Here is a 15,679-nt window from a genome sequence, read left to right as displayed (position 1 = left end):
GCTCCCAGTGTCCCACGCAAGATACACAGTCGGCCGGAACCCGACGACGGTTTTTGCGTACATTGGACTTGCTTGGAGTGCACTCCAGGTGACTAGCGTCGACCGGGTTCTACGAGAAGGGCGAGTGCCGTGGGTGAAGCCGCATTGCAGCAGCGAGGTATCGACTGGGAACTTCCCCGGTTTTCGATCGGGGAGGTGGCCGAGCGATCGGGGCTCAGCCGGGACACGCTGCGCTGGTACGAGCGGATCGGGCTGATGGATTACATCGGCCGGGATCATGCCGGTAAGCGGCGGTTCAGCAATCGCGACCTGGAGTGGCTCGCGTTGATCGGCCGCTTGCGCACCACGGGAATGTCGGTGGCGGACATGGTCCGGTACGCCGAGCTGGTGCGCGAAGGGGAATCGACGTTCCCCGAGCGGCTGGAGATGTTCCGCAAGACCCGCGCCGAGGTGCTCGCCAAGATCGATGAACTTCAGCAGACCGTGGCCGTGCTCGATTACAAGATCGATATCTACGAGGGCAAGGCACAGCTCGCCCGACCGGCCACGATCACGGTGCAGGACACTGAAGGGATCCGCGTATGACGACCGCCGAAAAATTGCCGACCACCACACTGGGTGCCAGCGGCATCGAGGTAAGCGTGCAAGGCCTGGGCTGCATGGGGATCAGCGAGTTCTACGGGAGCTCCGACTTCACCGAAGCACGGGCGACGCTGGACCGGGCATTGGAACTGGGTGTCACGCTCTTCGACACCGCCGACGTTTACGGCGCGGGGCACAACGAAGAGTTCCTCAGCGAGTTCGTGCGGGCCAACCGCGACCGGGTGGTGCTGGCCACCAAGTTCGGCATCGTCCGCAAGGCCGACGACCCGGCCTACCGCGGCATCGACAACTCGGCGGATTACATCCGTAAGGCGGTGGAGGGCAGTCTGCGCAGGCTCGGCATCGACTCGATCGACCTGTACTACATGCACCGGCGCAGTCCGCGGGTGCCGATCGAGGACACCGTCGGCGTGCTGGCAGAGCTGTTGCGGCAGGGCAAGATTCGCGCGATCGGCCTGTCCGAGGTGACCGGGCCTGAGTTGCGCGCGGCGCAGGCAGTGCATCCGATCGCGGCCGTGCAGTCCGAATGGTCGATCTTCTCCCGGGATGTCGAGCGGACCGTGGTGCCCACCGCGTCCGAGCTCGGCGTGACCTTCGTGCCGTACTCGCCGCTCGGCCGTGGCTTCCTGACCGGCGCGGTCCCGGCCCTCGTGGAAGGCGATGTGCGGCGCGGATTTCCGCGCTTCGCCGAGGACAACGCGGCCCGCAACGCCGAGCTGCTCGCGCCGCTGCGGGCCATCGCCGAGGCGCGCGGCGGTACCCTGGCACAGGTCGCGCTAGCCTGGCTGCACGCGCAGGCCCGGGTGCGCGACCTGTCGGTGGCTCCGATTCCCGGTACCCGCAGCAGGACTCGGCTCGCCGAGAATGTCGCGGCCGCGAGCATCGAGCTGACCGCCGACGAACTGGCGACGCTGGAGCCGATCGCGGACCAGGTGGCCGGAAACCGTGCCGCGGATCTGTCGTTCGTCTCCGCGGGCCGGGAATAGCAAGCACCACAACAGATCAGGAGTTACCGTGTCCACGCTGACGCTCAATGTCCGCTTTACCGCGAAGCAAGGTCACGAAGCCGAGTTGCACGAGGTGTTGCGGAACATGATCGAGCCGACCCTCGCCGAAAAAGGTTGTCTCGGTTACGAGTTGTACCTGCACCCGACCGATCCGAGCCGGGTGGTGCTGCTGGAGGAATGGGTCGACGCCGACGCATTGGCGGCACACTTCGAGACCCCGCATCTGAAGCAGTGCGCCGCGGCACTGGACCAGATCCTGGTCGAGCCGTTCCAGCTCCGGCGCTTCACCGAGATCTAGGAACACAGGCGGCCCCGGCGATCCAGATTCGGATCGCCGGGGCCGCACTATCTCTACTGAGGGCGCTGTCTCTGCCGGAGTGGCGCTGCCTCAGTGGAAGGTTCGCCCGCCGAGCGAGGCACTGATTATCGCGGGCGGGGTCCACCCGACCATCAAGTTCGCTCGCTCCTGCGGCGTGAGATCCTGCCTGGCCCAGAGCCGGTGCGCGCTGCGGCGGCAGGCGGCGACCAAGGTGGGGGCGGTGCGGTTGCGGAACCTCATGACGTTTCTCCTTCGCTGAACCCTCCATGTTTGTCCGGTTCAGCGGGCCGGGCGAGAGGCGGCGAACGATCTCTACGAGTTCTGTATGCCGGTGTAAATGAACCCGGACCTCAGTCCGTTTGAACACGCCCCTGCCGGGCGCCCGGTGCCGCCGGCTACTAATATCCAGTGGAGTGAAGCTTGATGTACCGCATGACCGCGTCTGGATCGACAAGCAGACGCCCACCGCATTCCGCGCACTGAGCACGGTCGCGAGCGAAGTACGCGCCGCAGGCGCCGCTGCCGGCTTGGATCGCAAACTCATCGAGCTGATCAATGTGCGGGTTTCCCAGATCAACGGCTGCGCCTTCTGCCTGGACACGCACCAGCGTGCCGCGCTCGCCGCCGGGAACACCGACCAGGAACTCGCCGTGCTGCCCGCCTGGCGGCGCACCGAGCTGTATTCGCCGATGGAACAGGCCGCGCTCGCGCTGGCCGAAATCACCGCCACGCTGCCCGACGAGCACACGATGGAGCGTGAGTACGCTTTCGCTCGCAAATATTTGACCGACGACCAGCTGTCCGTCGTCGTCTGGGCCGCCACCACGATCGGCGCGTTCAATCGCGTGTCGATCCTCAGCAGACATCCGGTACACGCACCGAAGGAGAAGCCGACCATGACCGCAGCCGCCTCGGAATCCAAGGTTGTCCGCAACGACGAGAAGCACCGGTACGAGGTGTTCTACGGCGGCGATCTCGCCGGTTTCGCCGAGTACGAGGAGCGCGACGACGAGACGGTGTTCACACACACCGAGATCGACGGCGCGTTCTCCGGCAAGGGGCTCGGCAGCACGCTGGCCAAGCACGCCATCGAGGATGTGGTCGAGCGCGGCCGGGCGATCCGGCCGGTGTGCCCGTTCATCAAGGCTTACCTGGACAAGCACCCGCAGTACGACGCGCATGTCATCGGCAAGGGCATCAAGCGGTGAGCGAGCGAAGCAACAACACAGCGCCTGCGGGAACGGCGGAGTTGTGAGCGATCTCGATCCACATCCTGCGGAGGCGCTGTGCGAGCCCGCGCCCGGCCCCGGCCGAGTGGCCGAGCTGTACCCGTCGCGTGAGGTACCACTCGGCGGCGTGCGTGGCGTTTTCGTGGAACGGGTACTGCCGCAACGGGATCTGCCGACCGTCGGGGCGTGGTGCTTCCTCGATCACTTCGGGTCGCCGACGGTGACCGATACCGGCGCGTCGCCGGACATCGATCCGCATCCGCACATCGGGCTGCAGACGGTGACCTGGCCGTTCGACGGCCGGATCCGGCATCGCGACTCGGTCGGCTCGGACGTGCAGATCGAGCCGGGCCAGCTGAACCTGATGACCTCGGGACGCGGTATCGCGCATTCCGAGTACGGCGTCGCGGGCGCGCACGCCGGGCACGGCCTGCAGCTGTGGATCGCCTTGCCCGGCAACAAAACCGGGATCGAACCGCACTTCGAGCAGCATCGCGAGCTGCCGGTGTATCAGGCGCCAGGACTTCGTGCCATCGTGCTGATCGGCTCGCTGGCCGAAGTCACCTCGCCCGCCACCGCCTACACGCCGATCGTCGGTGCGGATGTGCGGCTGGCACCGGGTGAGGTCACCCTCCCCCTAGAGCGCGGGTTCGAACACGCGCTGATGGTGATCGAGGGCGAGGTGACCGTCGATGGCACCTCGCTGACCGCCGGACCGCTGCTGTACCTCGGCACCGATCGCGACGAGGTCGTGCTGACCAGCTCGGCCGGCGCGCATTTCGCGTTGATCGGCGGCGAGCCGTTCGGCGAGGAGCTGGTGATGTGGTGGAATTTCGTCGGCCGCAGTCATGATGAGATCGTGGCGGCCCGAAACGATTGGGAGAACCACGATCTCGGCCGGTTCGCCGACATCGCGGGCCATCCGCCCGAGCAGCGCATTCCGGCCCCGCCGCTGCCCGGCCTGCACCTCAAGCCCCGCAAACGCCGAATCGGTCCGGCCAGAACCTGATTCGTCGTTGGACTAGGGGACCGCGGTGAACAGCTCGTAGCTGTGGCCGTCGGGCGCGTGCACGTAGACACCGCGGCCGCCACCGAGATGATTGACGGCTCGGTCCCACCCGTGCTGGGGGCCCGAGCCGTAGTCGACACCGGGCCACTGCGCCAGTCGCGCCAGCACCGCGTCGAAGGTCTCGTCGTCGACGAGAAACCCGTAATGGCCCGGTTCGACCTGCCCGCGGTCGTCGAAGTCGAAGGTGAGGTCGGCATTGACCTGGACCGGCGCGAAGGGGCCGCTCGGCGCACCCACCGTCAGTCCCAGCAATTCGGCGAAAAACGTTGCGGCCGTGTGCCGGTCCGCCGCAGGCACGATCGTGTGATTCAAGACTATGGACACTACTGCCTCCTAAAAGCATGCGATACGCATGCAAATATACATGCAGATCGCATGTGATTACTAGTGGCGGGTTAGGCTGGCACCATGAGCAGACGGGCGACCGCCAGTCCTGGGACCGCCGCCGACGGCGGCCCCGCACTGTTTCGACTGGTCCGCTTCTGGTCTCGGCGCTGGATCAATCGGACGTCCGCGGACCTACCCGACGAACTGCGGCACGCCCAGCACGTCCAGGTGGTCGAGGCGGTGGCCGCCACCGTCGAGCAAGGCGCCGAGGCCACCATCACCTCGGTGTCCCATCAACTCGGACTCGACCATTCGGGGGCGAGCCGGATGGTGCGCGATGCCACGGCGGCAGGCCACCTCTCGCGCGCCGAGTCCGAACACGACCGGCGCCGAACAGCATTGGCGCTGACCGCCAGCGGTGAGCGCCTACTCGCGGACGCCCGCGACTGGCAGCGGCAGGTCTTCGTCGAACTCACCGCCGACTGGGACGAGCTCGACCGGCAGCGGTTCGCCGGATACCTGCGCAGGCTGAGCGGCGAACTGCGGCTCTGAACCGAGTTGTGTTGTGCCCGAACGGCAGGCCCCGGCCTGCCATGCCTGATACTGTCGCCGACTAACACACTGCGCAGGGGCAGCGCTACCGAAAGAGCACGATGAGAGTTTCCAGAATCTCCGCGACCGCACTACTGGCCCTGGTGGCCACCGTCATCAGCACGAGCGCCACGCACGCGGATCCCGCCACCACCCCCGACACCGCGCTCGACGTGCGCGGATCCTTCGCCGAAATCGCCTACCAGGTCGCGGCATCCGAGGATCGGCGCGCCGCGGTGACGACGATCCAGGACGGCCAGTTCGACCTGATCCACGACGGCCGGGTCGTCACACTGACCGATCGCGCCGGAAACGTGGTCGCCGCACTGCCGATGGCGTTGCGCGTCGGCGACAAACGGGTGGCGCTGAATCCGGTCATCGAGGAGGCGGGCCATCGCCTCACCCTCGTCCCCGACCACCTGTCGCAGGCGCCGTTGCGCGACGTGGCCGGCCAGGAACGATTCTTCGCCGAGGTCGAGAAGGCCATGCCGATCGTGTTGGCGGGCGCGGGAATCGGCGCCGGGATCGGTTTCGTACTCGGCTTCCCGCTCGGGCTCTTCGTGATCGACTTCATCACGGTGCCGATCACCACGGTGCTCGGTGCCGCGATCGGCGCCGCGGCCGGACTCGCCATGGCCGGTGGTCAGCCCGCGATCGACGCGGCGCTCGACTACGTCTCCGGCGCACCCTGATCGGGCAGCCGCTCAGCCGGCGGATGAGGGGCGGTGCGCGCGATCCGCGATATCGTCGGTGGCATCCAAGGTTTGCGTTCCGATGACGCGGAGCAGGTCCAGCTTTTCTGCCGCATCCGTGCCGGGGCGCGGCAGGTAGACCAGCAGTCGCTGGGCGGCGTTCGGGGTGAGCAGCGTTTCGCAGATCGTGTCGATCAGGCCGACCTGGGGGTGCTTGATCCGTTTGGTATCCGAAATACGTACCGCCACTTCGTGTTCATCCCAGAGCCGATCGAATTCCGCGTTCTCCGAACGCAGTTTGCCGATGAACTCGGCGACGTCGGCGTCGCCCGAGCGGCGCGCGGCGGTCGCGCGCAGATCCGCGACGTGCTTGCGGCCCAGGCGATCCCAGTCCTCCTCGGGGAAGATCGCGCGTGACCCGATGTCGGTGAACCAGCGGTAGGCGTAGTAGCGATCCCAGCCGCGACGATTACCGTGGTCGCCGACCAGCAGAGTGTGCATCCGGTTCTGCACCAGCACCTCGCCGAGGTCGGTGATCACGGTGGCGGCGGTGTCATCCAGCTTGGCCAGCAGATGCATCAGTCCGGGGCCGACGTGCTTGTCGCCGAGTTCGCGTCCCGGCGCCGCGTGGTCGCAGAGATGGTAGAGGTGGTCGCGTTCGTCGCTGCTGAAGCGCAGCGCGCGGGCCAGCGAGGCGAGTACCTGGGTGGACGGCCGCGGCCCGCGCGACTGTTCCAGCCGGGTGTAGTAGTCCGTGGACATGCCCGCTAACAGCGCTACCTCGTCTCGACGAAGGCCTGGGGTGCGGCGCCGGACACCCGGCGGCAAACCTACCTCCGCGGGCGTCAGCTGCTCACGACGGCGACGCAGGAAGTCGGCTAGCTCGGTGCGATCCATACCTCTACTGTCCCCCGGAACGGGCCGCGCAGCCAGGGATCGGGAATCCCCCGATAAGCAATCTCTGCCGCGATCCGCGCCGGAGGGTCAGGCTTATCTCATGACGACATCGAAGATCCCCACAGTTCAGCTCGGCAGGACCGGGCCGGAGGTCAGCCGCATCGGTCTCGGCGCGATGGGCATGTCCGGCATGTACGGCGCCGCGGACGACGCCGAATCCACCGCCACCATCCACGCCGCGCTCGAGGCGGGCGCGAACCTCATCGACACCGGCGACTTCTACGGGGCCGGGCACAACGAGCTACTGATCGGCAACGCGATCGCCGGACGCCCCCGCGAGGACGTGCTGCTCAGCGTGAAGTTCGGCGCGCTGCGCGGACCCGGCGGCACCTGGGGCGGCGTCGACAACCGGCCCGAGGCCTTGCGCAACTTCCTCGTGTACAGCATGCAGCGGCTCGGCGTCGACTACGTCGACATCTACCGACCGGCCAGGCTCGACCCGAACGTTCCGATCGAGGACACCGTCGGCGCGATCGGCGAGCTGATCGAGGCGGGGTATGTCCGGCACATCGGGTTGTCCGAGGTCGGCGCCGACACCATCCGCCGGGCCGCGGCCGTACATCCGATCGCCGACCTGCAGATCGAGTACTCGCTGATCTCGCGCGGCATCGAGGCCGAGATTCTGCCGCTGTGCCGCGAACTCGGCATCGGTATCACCGCATACGGCGTGTTGTCGCGTGGGCTGCTGAGCAGCTCGGTTCAGGCCGGAACTACGTTCGCCGCCACCGACTTCCGTGCGCACAGCCCGCGATTCCAGGGCGAAAACCTCAGCCAGAACCTGAAATTGGTCGACGCGCTGGCCGAAATCGCCGCGGGTAAGGATGTTTCGGTCGCCCAGCTCGCCATCGCCTGGGTGCTGACCCGTGGCGCGGACATCGTGCCGATCATCGGCGCCCGGCGGCGCGAGCGCTGGACCGAAGCCGCAGGCGCACTGGATGTCTCGCTGACCGAGGATGAGTTGGCCACCATCGAGGCAGCGGTGCCCGCCGATCAGATCGCCGGTGAGCGCTACGCCACCGCGCAGATGGCGATGCTCGACAGCGAGCGCTGAGCTGGCCGGTGCGCTCGTTTTCCGAGCGCACCGCACCCGCGATTGCTACCTGCGTGGTCGGATGACCGCGGTGAATGTCGCTGCCGCCACCGACTTTCCGGTGCCGTCGGTGATGTTCACCGGCACTTCCAGTTCGATCGGTGTGCGGGCCGCGATATCCGCACGCACCTGCTGCAGGATGTCCCCGGATACCTCGGACGTCGCAAGATAGGGCCCCGCATCGCCTTTCGCGCGCGCTCGATATTCGATCCGCCCGTCCCTGGCCACGATGAAGGTCTCCGCCATCAGGTCCACGATGCCCGAGACCGACGCGCCCATCGCCGCGGTCTCGGCCAGGCCGAACAACACCGCCGCGTGCAGATCGCCGTTGTGGTTCAGATGCTCGGCTCGCGGCGCCATCCGCACCACATTCCGCCCGGCATCGAACTCCACCCCTTCGATCCCGGCGTACTGGATGAAGCCCAGCTTCTGGAACCCCGCCATCACCAACTCCCCCATGGCCGCGCTGTCCATCGCATCTCCCACCGAATAACTGAAACGTGTTCTATTTACTTACCCTGTGGAGTGCGGGTTGTCCACGCGGGGGGCCGCACGACGTGCTCGATGGCTCCCTACCGAGCTACTGCGCTTCAGGGCCGGTGATATGCCTTCGGCAGCTGGTAACCGCGTTCGGCGAGAGTGGCGCGCAGCAGATCCGGGCGGTTGGTGATGAGGCCGTCCACGCCGAGGTCGATCAGCGCGGTCATGGTTGCCCGGTCGTCGACAGTCCATGGCACCACCCGCATTCCGCGCTGATGGGCGGCTCGGACCAAACCGCCGGTGGTGAAGGGTTGATAGCCGGGATCTTCGATGCTGCCGTCCTGCGGATCGCCGTGCACCGGCGAGACCGCGTCGGCACCGAACGACGCCGCGGCGCTGACGAATTTCTCCTGGAGCGAGCCGGCGAAGTCATCGATGTCGATGCCGCCCAGCCACGGCGACGCACCGGGCTGGCCTTCCTGCAGGAATTGTTGCCCGTTGGTCAAGGCGACGAGCGGCAATTCCGGCGCGACCTCGCGCATGCGCATCAGGGAACCCCAGTCGAAACTTTGGATGGTGACCTGATTTTCGAGGTGCGCGCGCCGCACTTCCGCGGCAATCACCTGCACGAATTGCTCCCGGGGCGCGGTTTGTTCCGGTGCTCCCGCTTCGACCTTGGACTCGACGTTCAGCATGACCTCATCGGCACGATAGGCGTGCACGAGGTCGAAAACCTCTGACAGCAAAGGCATTCGGGCGCCCGGCACCGTGCGCTGCTCCGGAAACGCGGCCAACCGCTTCGATCCACAGTCGATGGTGCGAACCTGGGCCAATGTCAGGTCCCGAATGAACCTGGTACCCGGCACATAGGGAAACTTCGGATCGCCGGGAAAGGCGGGTGCGGTGTCGACGCACTTGTCCGGACTCGGATCACGGTCGTGGGTGACCACCGGATACCCGTCCGCGGTGATCTGCACGTCCAGCTCGAGTGTGCGCACGCCGAGCTCGAGCGCGTTCGTGAACGACGCAAGCGTGTTCTCCACCACCAGGGCCGCCCCGCCACGATGCGCCTGCAGATCGAACTGCGCGGGTGGCCCGTCCGCCGGCGCGGCACCCGCGTTCAGGACACCGCCGAACAGGATCGCCGCGACGCCAACCGCATACGTTCTGCGCATGCCTCCATTGTGACGGCCGCCGCCGACGCGGCGGTGACGCCTGAATGAATCAATGACGGTTCGTGTCGATGCGCTTCGCTTCGGGTTGTCCGGTTCGGTCCTCGCCTCGGTCGCGCAGGTCATCCCAGACCGCTAGGACGACGATGCCGATGAGGAACAGTGCGCCGAGCGCGACAACGAGTGTGTAGTTCACGGCCCGAAATCAGGCCAGGCCACCGGGTTTGCCTAGTAGGTCGGTTAGGGCGGCGTCGATGAACCGGGTGTCATCGGGATTCGAGCCGTGGCCGGCGAAGTGGCCCCAAATGCCGGGTATCACACGGAGTTCCGCGCCGGGGATGTGCGAGACGGCCCAGGCCTCGTCCTCCGGCGGGAAGTAGAGGTCCTTCTCGGCGGGCAGCACCAGTGCGGTGGCCTTGATCGAGGCGAGGGCGGCCTCGGTGTCACCGTCGAAGCCGGGCGTGCGGCCGACGTCGCCGTGCTGCCAGGTCCAGAGCATGGCGAGCAGGTTGTTCGGGTCGCGGCCGTCGAGGAAGAAGCCCTCCCAGAAGCCGATGAGAAAATCCTCGAGGGAGGTGTAGCCGAGCTTCTCGTATTCATGCTGCCAGTAGAAGGCCTGGGAGAAGCCCCAGCCCGCGTAAACCCTTGCCATGGCGCGTATTCCGATGGTCGGCCAGTTCTCGCCGTACCAGCCGCCCGCGAAGGCCGAGTCGGCGGTCAGCGCCGACTTGACGCCCTCCAGGAAAACCTTGTTGTGCGGGCTGGTTCGCGCGGAACCGCAGAACGGGGCGATCCGCTCGACCATCTCCGGATGACTCACCGCCCACTGGTAGGTCTGTCCAGCGCCCATCGACCAGCCGGTCACCAAGGCGAGCCGCTCGATGCCGAATTTCTCTGTCACCAAACGGTATTGCGCCGCCACCTGGTCGTAGACGGTGATGTCGGGGAAGCGCGCGCGATCGTAGGGCTGGAGGGTGTTGCTCGGCGAGCTGGACAGGCCGTTGCCGAGCATGTTCGGCACAATGATGAAGTATTCGGCCGGATCGAGCGCCATCCCCGCGCCGATGAGCCACTCGTTGTCCCAGTGTCGCCCCGAGTACCACGTCGGATAGACGATGGCATTGCTCTTCTCGGCGTTGAGCTCACCATAGGTGGCGTAAGCCAGGAAGGCGCCGCGCAGCGTGGCACCATGCTGCGTGGTGAAGTCACCGAGATCGAAGATCTGGTGGTACTCGGACATGAATTGTCTCGCTTTCGCAACGGGCGGAACAGGATTCGGCAGGCCCCAAACCGCGCTAGCGCACCACCGACCAAACTCCTTCAATTGAAAATATTCTGACAGAAATCAATCGCCCCAAAGTAAATTTCCCATCACTCTTTCCGCACCCCAAGCCACCAAGGCGATGATGCTGCCGAACGGAACGCATCCATTCCCAGCTGAGATCCTCCGGCCCGTCGAAAGACGGTAGAGCTGAGAGTCGGTCGCTGAGGGCAACGCAAACGGCCCCCGCTCCGTGGGGAGCGGGGGCCGATGTTGTTGCGCGGTACCGGGTTAGCGGTAGTCGCTGAAACCGTAGTCGTCGAGCGGGACTGCGGCGCCGGTGGTTTGGCCGAAGCTGTCCGGGCTGTAGTAGGTGTCGTCGTAGGACGGCACCGCGTACGCGGCGGCACGGGCTTCTTCGGTCGGCTGCACCGTGATGTTGCGGTAGCGGTTGATACCGGTACCGGCCGGGATCAGCTTGCCGATGATCACGTTCTCCTTGAGGCCGATGAGCTTGTCGGAGCGGCAGTTGATCGCCGCGTCCGTCAGCACTCGAGTGGTCTCCTGGAAGGACGCCGCCGACAGCCACGAATCCGTCGCGAGCGACGCCTTCGTGATACCCATCAGCACCGGGCGACCCGCCGCGGGCTCATTGCCCTCGGCGACGACGCGACGGTTGGAGGCCTCGAACTCGGAACGCTCGGTGAGCGAACCGGGCAGGAACTCCGTGGCACCCGAATCGATGATCGTCACGCGACGCAGCATCTGGCGCACGATGACCTCGATGTGCTTGTCGTGGATCGACACACCCTGCGAGCGGTAGACCTCCTGGACCTCGTGGACCAGGTGGATCTGCACCTGACGGGGACCCATGATGCGCAGCACCTCGTGCGGATCCGCCGCGCCTTCCAGCAGCTGCTGGCCGACCTCGACGTGGTCACCATCGGAGAGCAGACGCTCAGTGCCGTCGTCGTGCTTGAAGACACGCAGACGCTGACGCTTCGAGAGCTTGTCGTAGACAACCTCTTCACCACCGTCATCCGGGATGATGGTGATCTTGTAGAAGCGGTCGTCGTCTTCCATCCGCACGCGGCCACTGACCTCGGCGATCGGCGCCTTGCCCTTCGGCACGCGGGCCTCGAACAGCTCCTGCACCCGCGGCAGACCGCCGGTGATGTCATCGCCCGCGACACCACCCTGGTGGAAGGTACGCATGGTCAGCTGGGTGCCGGGCTCACCGATGGACTGCGCGGCGACAATACCGACGGCCTCACCGATATCGACCAGCTTGCCGGTGGCCATCGAACGGCCGTAGCAGGTGGCGCAGACACCGGTACCGGTGGTGCAGGTCAGCACGGAGCGCACCCGAACCTCGGTGATGCCCGCCCCGAGCAGCGCGTCGATGGCCGGGTCGCCGAGGTCGGCGCCCTTACCGATGACGAGGTTGCCCTTGGCGTCCACCGCGTCCGAAGCGAGCGTGCGAGCGTACGCGGAGGTTTCCACGTGCGCGTCGCGGATGAGCGAACCATCCGCCTGCTTGTCGGCGATGTGCACGATGATGCCGCGCTCGGTGGCGCAATCGTGCTCGCGCACGATCACGTCCTGCGAGACGTCCACCAGACGACGGGTCAGGTAACCCGAGTCGGCGGTACGCAGCGCGGTATCGGCCAGACCCTTACGAGCACCGTGGGTGTTGATGAAGTACTCGAGCACGGTCAGGCCCTCACGGAACGAGGACTTGATCGGGCGCGGGATGAACTCACCCTTCGGGTTCGTCACCAGACCCTTCATACCGGCGAGGGTACGAGTCTGGGTGAAGTTACCCGTGGCGCCCGACTCGACGATCGTGATGATCGGGTTGTCCGGCGGGTAGTGCGCACGCAGTGCGGTACCGACCTCTTCGGTCGCTTCCTGCCAGATCTTGACCAGGGCGTTGTTGCGCTCCTGATGATCGAGCGCACCACGCTGGTACTTCTTCTCGATCTGATCGGCAAGCGCCTCGTAGCGCTCCATGATCTCGGTCTTCTCCGGCGGCACGAGCACGTCGGACATGGAGACCGTCACGCCGGAACGGGTGGCCCAGTAGAAGCCCGCGTCCTTCAGCTTGTCGACGGTCTGCGCGACCACGATCATCGGGTAGCGCTCGGCCAGATCGTTGATGATCGTCGCCTGACGCTTCTTCGGCATCTGCTCGTTGATGAACGCGTAGTCCGCCGGGAGCAGCTCGTTGAACAGCACGCGACCAAGGGTGGTCTCGGCAATCCACGCATCGCCACGGTTCCAGCCGTCCGGGAACAGCTCCGCCTCGATTTCCTTCGGCGGGCGCTGGTGGATGAGCCGGACCTTGATCAGCGAACGCACGGTGAGCTCACCGCGGTCCACCGCCATCTGCGCCTCGGCGGGCGAGGAGTAGACGCCGAACTCGGCCTTGTCCTTGCCAGCGGCCTTGTACTCGCCCTTGGCGCCCTCTTGCAGGCGGGTCAGGTAGTACAGGCCGGTCACCATGTCGAGTCGCGGCATGGCGAGCGGTCGGCCGGAGGCGGGCGACAGGATGTTGTTCGAGGACAGCATCAGGATGCGAGCCTCGGCCTGCGCCTCCGCGGACAGCGGAAGGTGCACGGCCATCTGGTCACCGTCGAAGTCGGCGTTGAACGCTTCACAGACGAGCGGGTGCAGCTGGATCGCCTTACCCTCGACGAGCTGCGGCTCGAACGCCTGGATGCCGAGGCGGTGCAGGGTGGGCGCGCGGTTCAGCAGCACCGGGTGCTCGGCGATGACCTCTTCGAGGACATCCCACACCTGGGGACGCTGACGCTCGACCATCCGCTTGGCGGACTTGATGTTCTGCGCGTGGTTCAGGTCGACCAGACGCTTCATCACGAACGGCTTGAACAGCTCCAGCGCCATCAGCTTGGGCAGACCACACTGGTGCAGCTTGAGCTGCGGGCCGACCACGATGACCGAACGGCCCGAGTAGTCGACGCGCTTGCCGAGCAGGTTCTGACGGAACCGACCCTGCTTGCCCTTGAGCAGATCGCTCAGCGACTTCAGCGGGCGGTTACCCGGTCCGGTGACCGGACGGCCACGACGGCCGTTGTCGAACAGCGCGTCGACGGACTCCTGCAGCATCCGCTTCTCGTTGTTGACGATGATCTCGGGCGCGCCGAGGTCGATCAGTCGCTTGAGGCGGTTGTTGCGGTTGATCACGCGGCGGTACAGGTCGTTCAGGTCGGAGGTGGCGAACCGGCCACCGTCGAGCTGAACCATCGGGCGCAGCTCCGGCGGGATCACCGGAACGGCGTCGAGCACCATGCCCATCGGCGAGTTGCCGTTGGTCTGGAAGGCCGCGACGACCTTGAGCCGCTTGAGCGCGCGCAGCTTCTTCTGGCCCTTACCGCTGCGGATGGTCTCCCGCAGGTTCTCGGCCTCGGCGTCGATGTCGAAGTTCTCCATCAGCTTCTGGATGGACTCCGCACCCATGGCGCCGGTGAAGTACTCGCCGTAGCGGTCGATCAGCTCGCGGTAGAGGATCTCGTCCACGATGAGCTGCTTGGTGGCCAGCTTGGTGAAGGTGGTCCAGATCTCGTCGAGCCGGTCCAGCTCGCGCTGGGACCGGTCACGGAGCTGGCGCATCTCCCGCTCGCCGCCGTCCTTGACCTTGCGGCGCACGTCGGACTTGGCACCCTCGGCCTCGAGCTCGGCCAGGTCGGCCTCGAGCTTCTGGGCGCGGGCCTCGAGGTCGGCGTCGCGCTGGTCGGCGACCGCCTTCTTCTCGACCTCCATCTCGGCCTCGAGGGTGCTGAGCTCGTTGTGGCGCAGCTCCTCGTCGACACCGACGATGACGTAGGCGGCGAAGTAGATGATCTTTTCCAGATCCTTCGGCGCCAGGTCGAGCAGGTACCCGAGGCGCGAAGGCACGCCCTTGAAGTACCAGATGTGGGTAACCGGTGCGGCCAGCTCGATGTGGCCCATCCGCTCACGACGCACCTTGGCGCGAGTCACCTCGACGCCACAGCGCTCACAGATGATGCCCTTGAAGCGGACACGCTTGTACTTGCCGCAGTAGCACTCCCAGTCCCGGGTGGGGCCGAAGATCTTCTCGCAGAAGAGTCCGTCCTTCTCCGGCTTGAGGGTGCGGTAGTTGATGGTCTCCGGCTTCTTCACCTCGCCGAAAGACCACTGGCGGATGTCGTCGGCGGAGGCAAGGCCGATCCGGAGTTCATCGAAGAAGTTGACGTCTAGCACGTAACTTCACCTTTCACGGAGCTTGCGGAGTGAAAATTCAACTTCACTGCCCCTATTCGGGTCGAATTCGAGCAAAAAGTTCACTAGTTGGTGGAACGCGGGACCGGATGTCGTTGAAAACCAACGACATCCGGCCGACCGCCTAGTTCGCCAGATCGTCGACGGTGGCCGCTTCGTTCCTGGACAGGTTGATGCCCAGGTTCGCCGCGGCGCGCTCCAGATCCTCGTCGTCGCCGTCGCGCATCTCGATCGCCGCGCCGTCCGAAGACAGCACCTCGACGTTGAGGCACAGTGACTGGAGTTCCTTGAGGAGCACCTTGAACGACTCCGGAATGCCCGGCTCCGGAATGTTCTCGCCCTTGACGATCGCCTCGTAGACCTTCACGCGGCCGACAACGTCATCGGACTTGATCGTCAGCAGTTCCTGCAGCGTGTAGGCAGCGCCGTACGCCTGCATGGCCCAGCACTCCATTTCACCGAAGCGCTGACCACCGAACTGTGCCTTACCACCCAGCGGCTGCTGGGTGATCATCGAGTACGGACCGGTGGAACGGGCGTGGATCTTGTCGTCGACCAAGTGGTGCAGCTTCAGGATGTACATGTAGCCGACTGCCACCGGGTACGGGAACGGCTCGCC

16 protein-coding genes and 2 pseudogenes are annotated in these 15,679 nt (G+C 65.9%); 9 read left to right on the top strand and 9 right to left on the bottom strand.

From position 1 onward, the window contains the following. Nucleotides 1–129: 129 nt before the first annotated feature. From ACIA8C_RS00090 to ACIA8C_RS00080, 3 genes are read left to right on the top strand one after another with little or no spacing between them, the layout of a single operon-like run. On the top strand, nt 130–585 hold the full coding sequence (locus ACIA8C_RS00090; protein ID WP_397130055.1) for a MerR family transcriptional regulator: 456 nt from the start codon (nt 130–132) through the stop codon (nt 583–585). Beyond that, nucleotides 582–1,589, top strand: a complete 1,008-nt coding sequence (locus ACIA8C_RS00085; RefSeq protein ID WP_397130054.1) for an aldo/keto reductase — start codon at nt 582–584, stop codon at nt 1,587–1,589. Before ACIA8C_RS00090 ends, ACIA8C_RS00085 begins: the two co-directional genes overlap by 4 nt. A gap of 28 nt (nt 1,590–1,617) precedes the next feature. Continuing rightward, on the top strand, nt 1,618–1,908 hold the full coding sequence (locus ACIA8C_RS00080) for a putative quinol monooxygenase (RefSeq protein ID WP_397130053.1): 291 nt from the start codon (nt 1,618–1,620) through the stop codon (nt 1,906–1,908). Nucleotides 1,909–1,998: 90 nt separating this feature from the next. Here ACIA8C_RS00080 and ACIA8C_RS00075 read toward each other — a convergent pair whose 3' ends face one another. Next, nucleotides 1,999–2,169, bottom strand: a complete 171-nt coding sequence (locus tag ACIA8C_RS00075) for a hypothetical protein (RefSeq protein ID WP_364723377.1) — start codon at nt 2,167–2,169, stop codon at nt 1,999–2,001. A gap of 173 nt (nt 2,170–2,342) precedes the next feature. Between ACIA8C_RS00075 and ACIA8C_RS00070 the strand changes: the two are divergent. The 3 genes and pseudogenes from ACIA8C_RS00070 to ACIA8C_RS00060 form a co-directional block, all read left to right on the top strand. Next, a pseudogene (locus tag ACIA8C_RS00070) lies at nt 2,343–2,816 on the top strand (carboxymuconolactone decarboxylase family protein); the annotation flags it as partial. A 9-nt stretch (nt 2,817–2,825) separates the two neighbouring features. Then, nucleotides 2,826–3,137, top strand: a complete 312-nt coding sequence (locus tag ACIA8C_RS00065) for a GNAT family N-acetyltransferase (RefSeq protein ID WP_397130718.1) — start codon at nt 2,826–2,828, stop codon at nt 3,135–3,137. A 43-nt stretch (nt 3,138–3,180) separates the two neighbouring features. Continuing rightward, nucleotides 3,181–4,167, top strand: a complete 987-nt coding sequence (locus ACIA8C_RS00060) for a pirin family protein (protein ID WP_397130052.1) — start codon at nt 3,181–3,183, stop codon at nt 4,165–4,167. 12 nt (nt 4,168–4,179) lie between these two features. Here the strand turns inward: ACIA8C_RS00060 and ACIA8C_RS00055 are convergent, their stop codons facing one another. After that, entirely contained in the window at nt 4,180–4,551 is a 372-nt protein-coding gene (locus tag ACIA8C_RS00055) for a VOC family protein (protein WP_397130051.1), read from the bottom strand. A gap of 84 nt (nt 4,552–4,635) precedes the next feature. Here ACIA8C_RS00055 and ACIA8C_RS00050 point away from each other — a divergent pair, with 84 nt between their 5' ends. Both ACIA8C_RS00050 and ACIA8C_RS00045 read left to right on the top strand, forming a co-directional pair. Next, nucleotides 4,636–5,106 carry a MarR family winged helix-turn-helix transcriptional regulator gene (locus tag ACIA8C_RS00050; protein ID WP_397130050.1) on the top strand — a complete coding sequence of 157 codons (471 nt, stop codon included), beginning with the start codon at nt 4,636–4,638 and terminating at the stop codon, nt 5,104–5,106. A 101-nt stretch (nt 5,107–5,207) separates the two neighbouring features. Next, nucleotides 5,208–5,837 carry a hypothetical protein gene (locus ACIA8C_RS00045; protein WP_397130049.1) on the top strand — a complete coding sequence of 210 codons (630 nt, stop codon included), beginning with the start codon at nt 5,208–5,210 and terminating at the stop codon, nt 5,835–5,837. A gap of 12 nt (nt 5,838–5,849) precedes the next feature. Here the strand turns inward: ACIA8C_RS00045 and ACIA8C_RS00040 are convergent, their stop codons facing one another. Next, on the bottom strand, nt 5,850–6,734 hold the full coding sequence (locus tag ACIA8C_RS00040; protein WP_397130048.1) for a helix-turn-helix transcriptional regulator: 885 nt from the start codon (nt 6,732–6,734) through the stop codon (nt 5,850–5,852). 100 nt (nt 6,735–6,834) lie between these two features. On the opposite strand from ACIA8C_RS00040, the gene ACIA8C_RS00035 reads away from it, so the two are divergent. Further along, nucleotides 6,835–7,845, top strand: coding sequence for an aldo/keto reductase (locus ACIA8C_RS00035; RefSeq protein WP_397130047.1), 1,011 nt, complete (start codon nt 6,835–6,837; stop codon nt 7,843–7,845). A gap of 45 nt (nt 7,846–7,890) precedes the next feature. Here the strand turns inward: ACIA8C_RS00035 and ACIA8C_RS00030 are convergent, their stop codons facing one another. The 6 genes and pseudogenes from ACIA8C_RS00030 to ACIA8C_RS00005 form a co-directional block, all read right to left on the bottom strand. Beyond that, complete coding sequence (locus ACIA8C_RS00030) at nt 7,891–8,370, bottom strand: PaaI family thioesterase (RefSeq protein ID WP_397130046.1); 480 nt, start codon at nt 8,368–8,370, stop codon at nt 7,891–7,893. A gap of 104 nt (nt 8,371–8,474) precedes the next feature. Then, nucleotides 8,475–9,539, bottom strand: a complete 1,065-nt coding sequence (locus tag ACIA8C_RS00025) for a glycerophosphodiester phosphodiesterase family protein (protein ID WP_397130045.1) — start codon at nt 9,537–9,539, stop codon at nt 8,475–8,477. Nucleotides 9,540–9,588: 49 nt separating this feature from the next. Beyond that, complete coding sequence (locus tag ACIA8C_RS00020; RefSeq protein WP_397130044.1) at nt 9,589–9,732, bottom strand: hypothetical protein; 144 nt, start codon at nt 9,730–9,732, stop codon at nt 9,589–9,591. 9 nt (nt 9,733–9,741) lie between these two features. After that, complete coding sequence (locus tag ACIA8C_RS00015; protein ID WP_397130043.1) at nt 9,742–10,776, bottom strand: alpha/beta fold hydrolase; 1,035 nt, start codon at nt 10,774–10,776, stop codon at nt 9,742–9,744. Between the two features lie 312 nt (nt 10,777–11,088). Beyond that, nucleotides 11,089–15,042, bottom strand: a complete 3,954-nt coding sequence (locus ACIA8C_RS00010; RefSeq protein WP_397130042.1) for a DNA-directed RNA polymerase subunit beta' — start codon at nt 15,040–15,042, stop codon at nt 11,089–11,091. Between the two features lie 142 nt (nt 15,043–15,184). Continuing rightward, nucleotides 15,185–15,679, bottom strand: a pseudogene (locus ACIA8C_RS00005) (DNA-directed RNA polymerase subunit beta); the annotation flags it as partial.

This window comes from Nocardia sp. NPDC051321, from assembly GCF_044455225.1.
Taxonomy (GTDB): domain Bacteria; phylum Actinomycetota; class Actinomycetes; order Mycobacteriales; family Mycobacteriaceae; genus Nocardia.
This window is presented reverse-complemented; position numbering and strand designations above follow the sequence as displayed.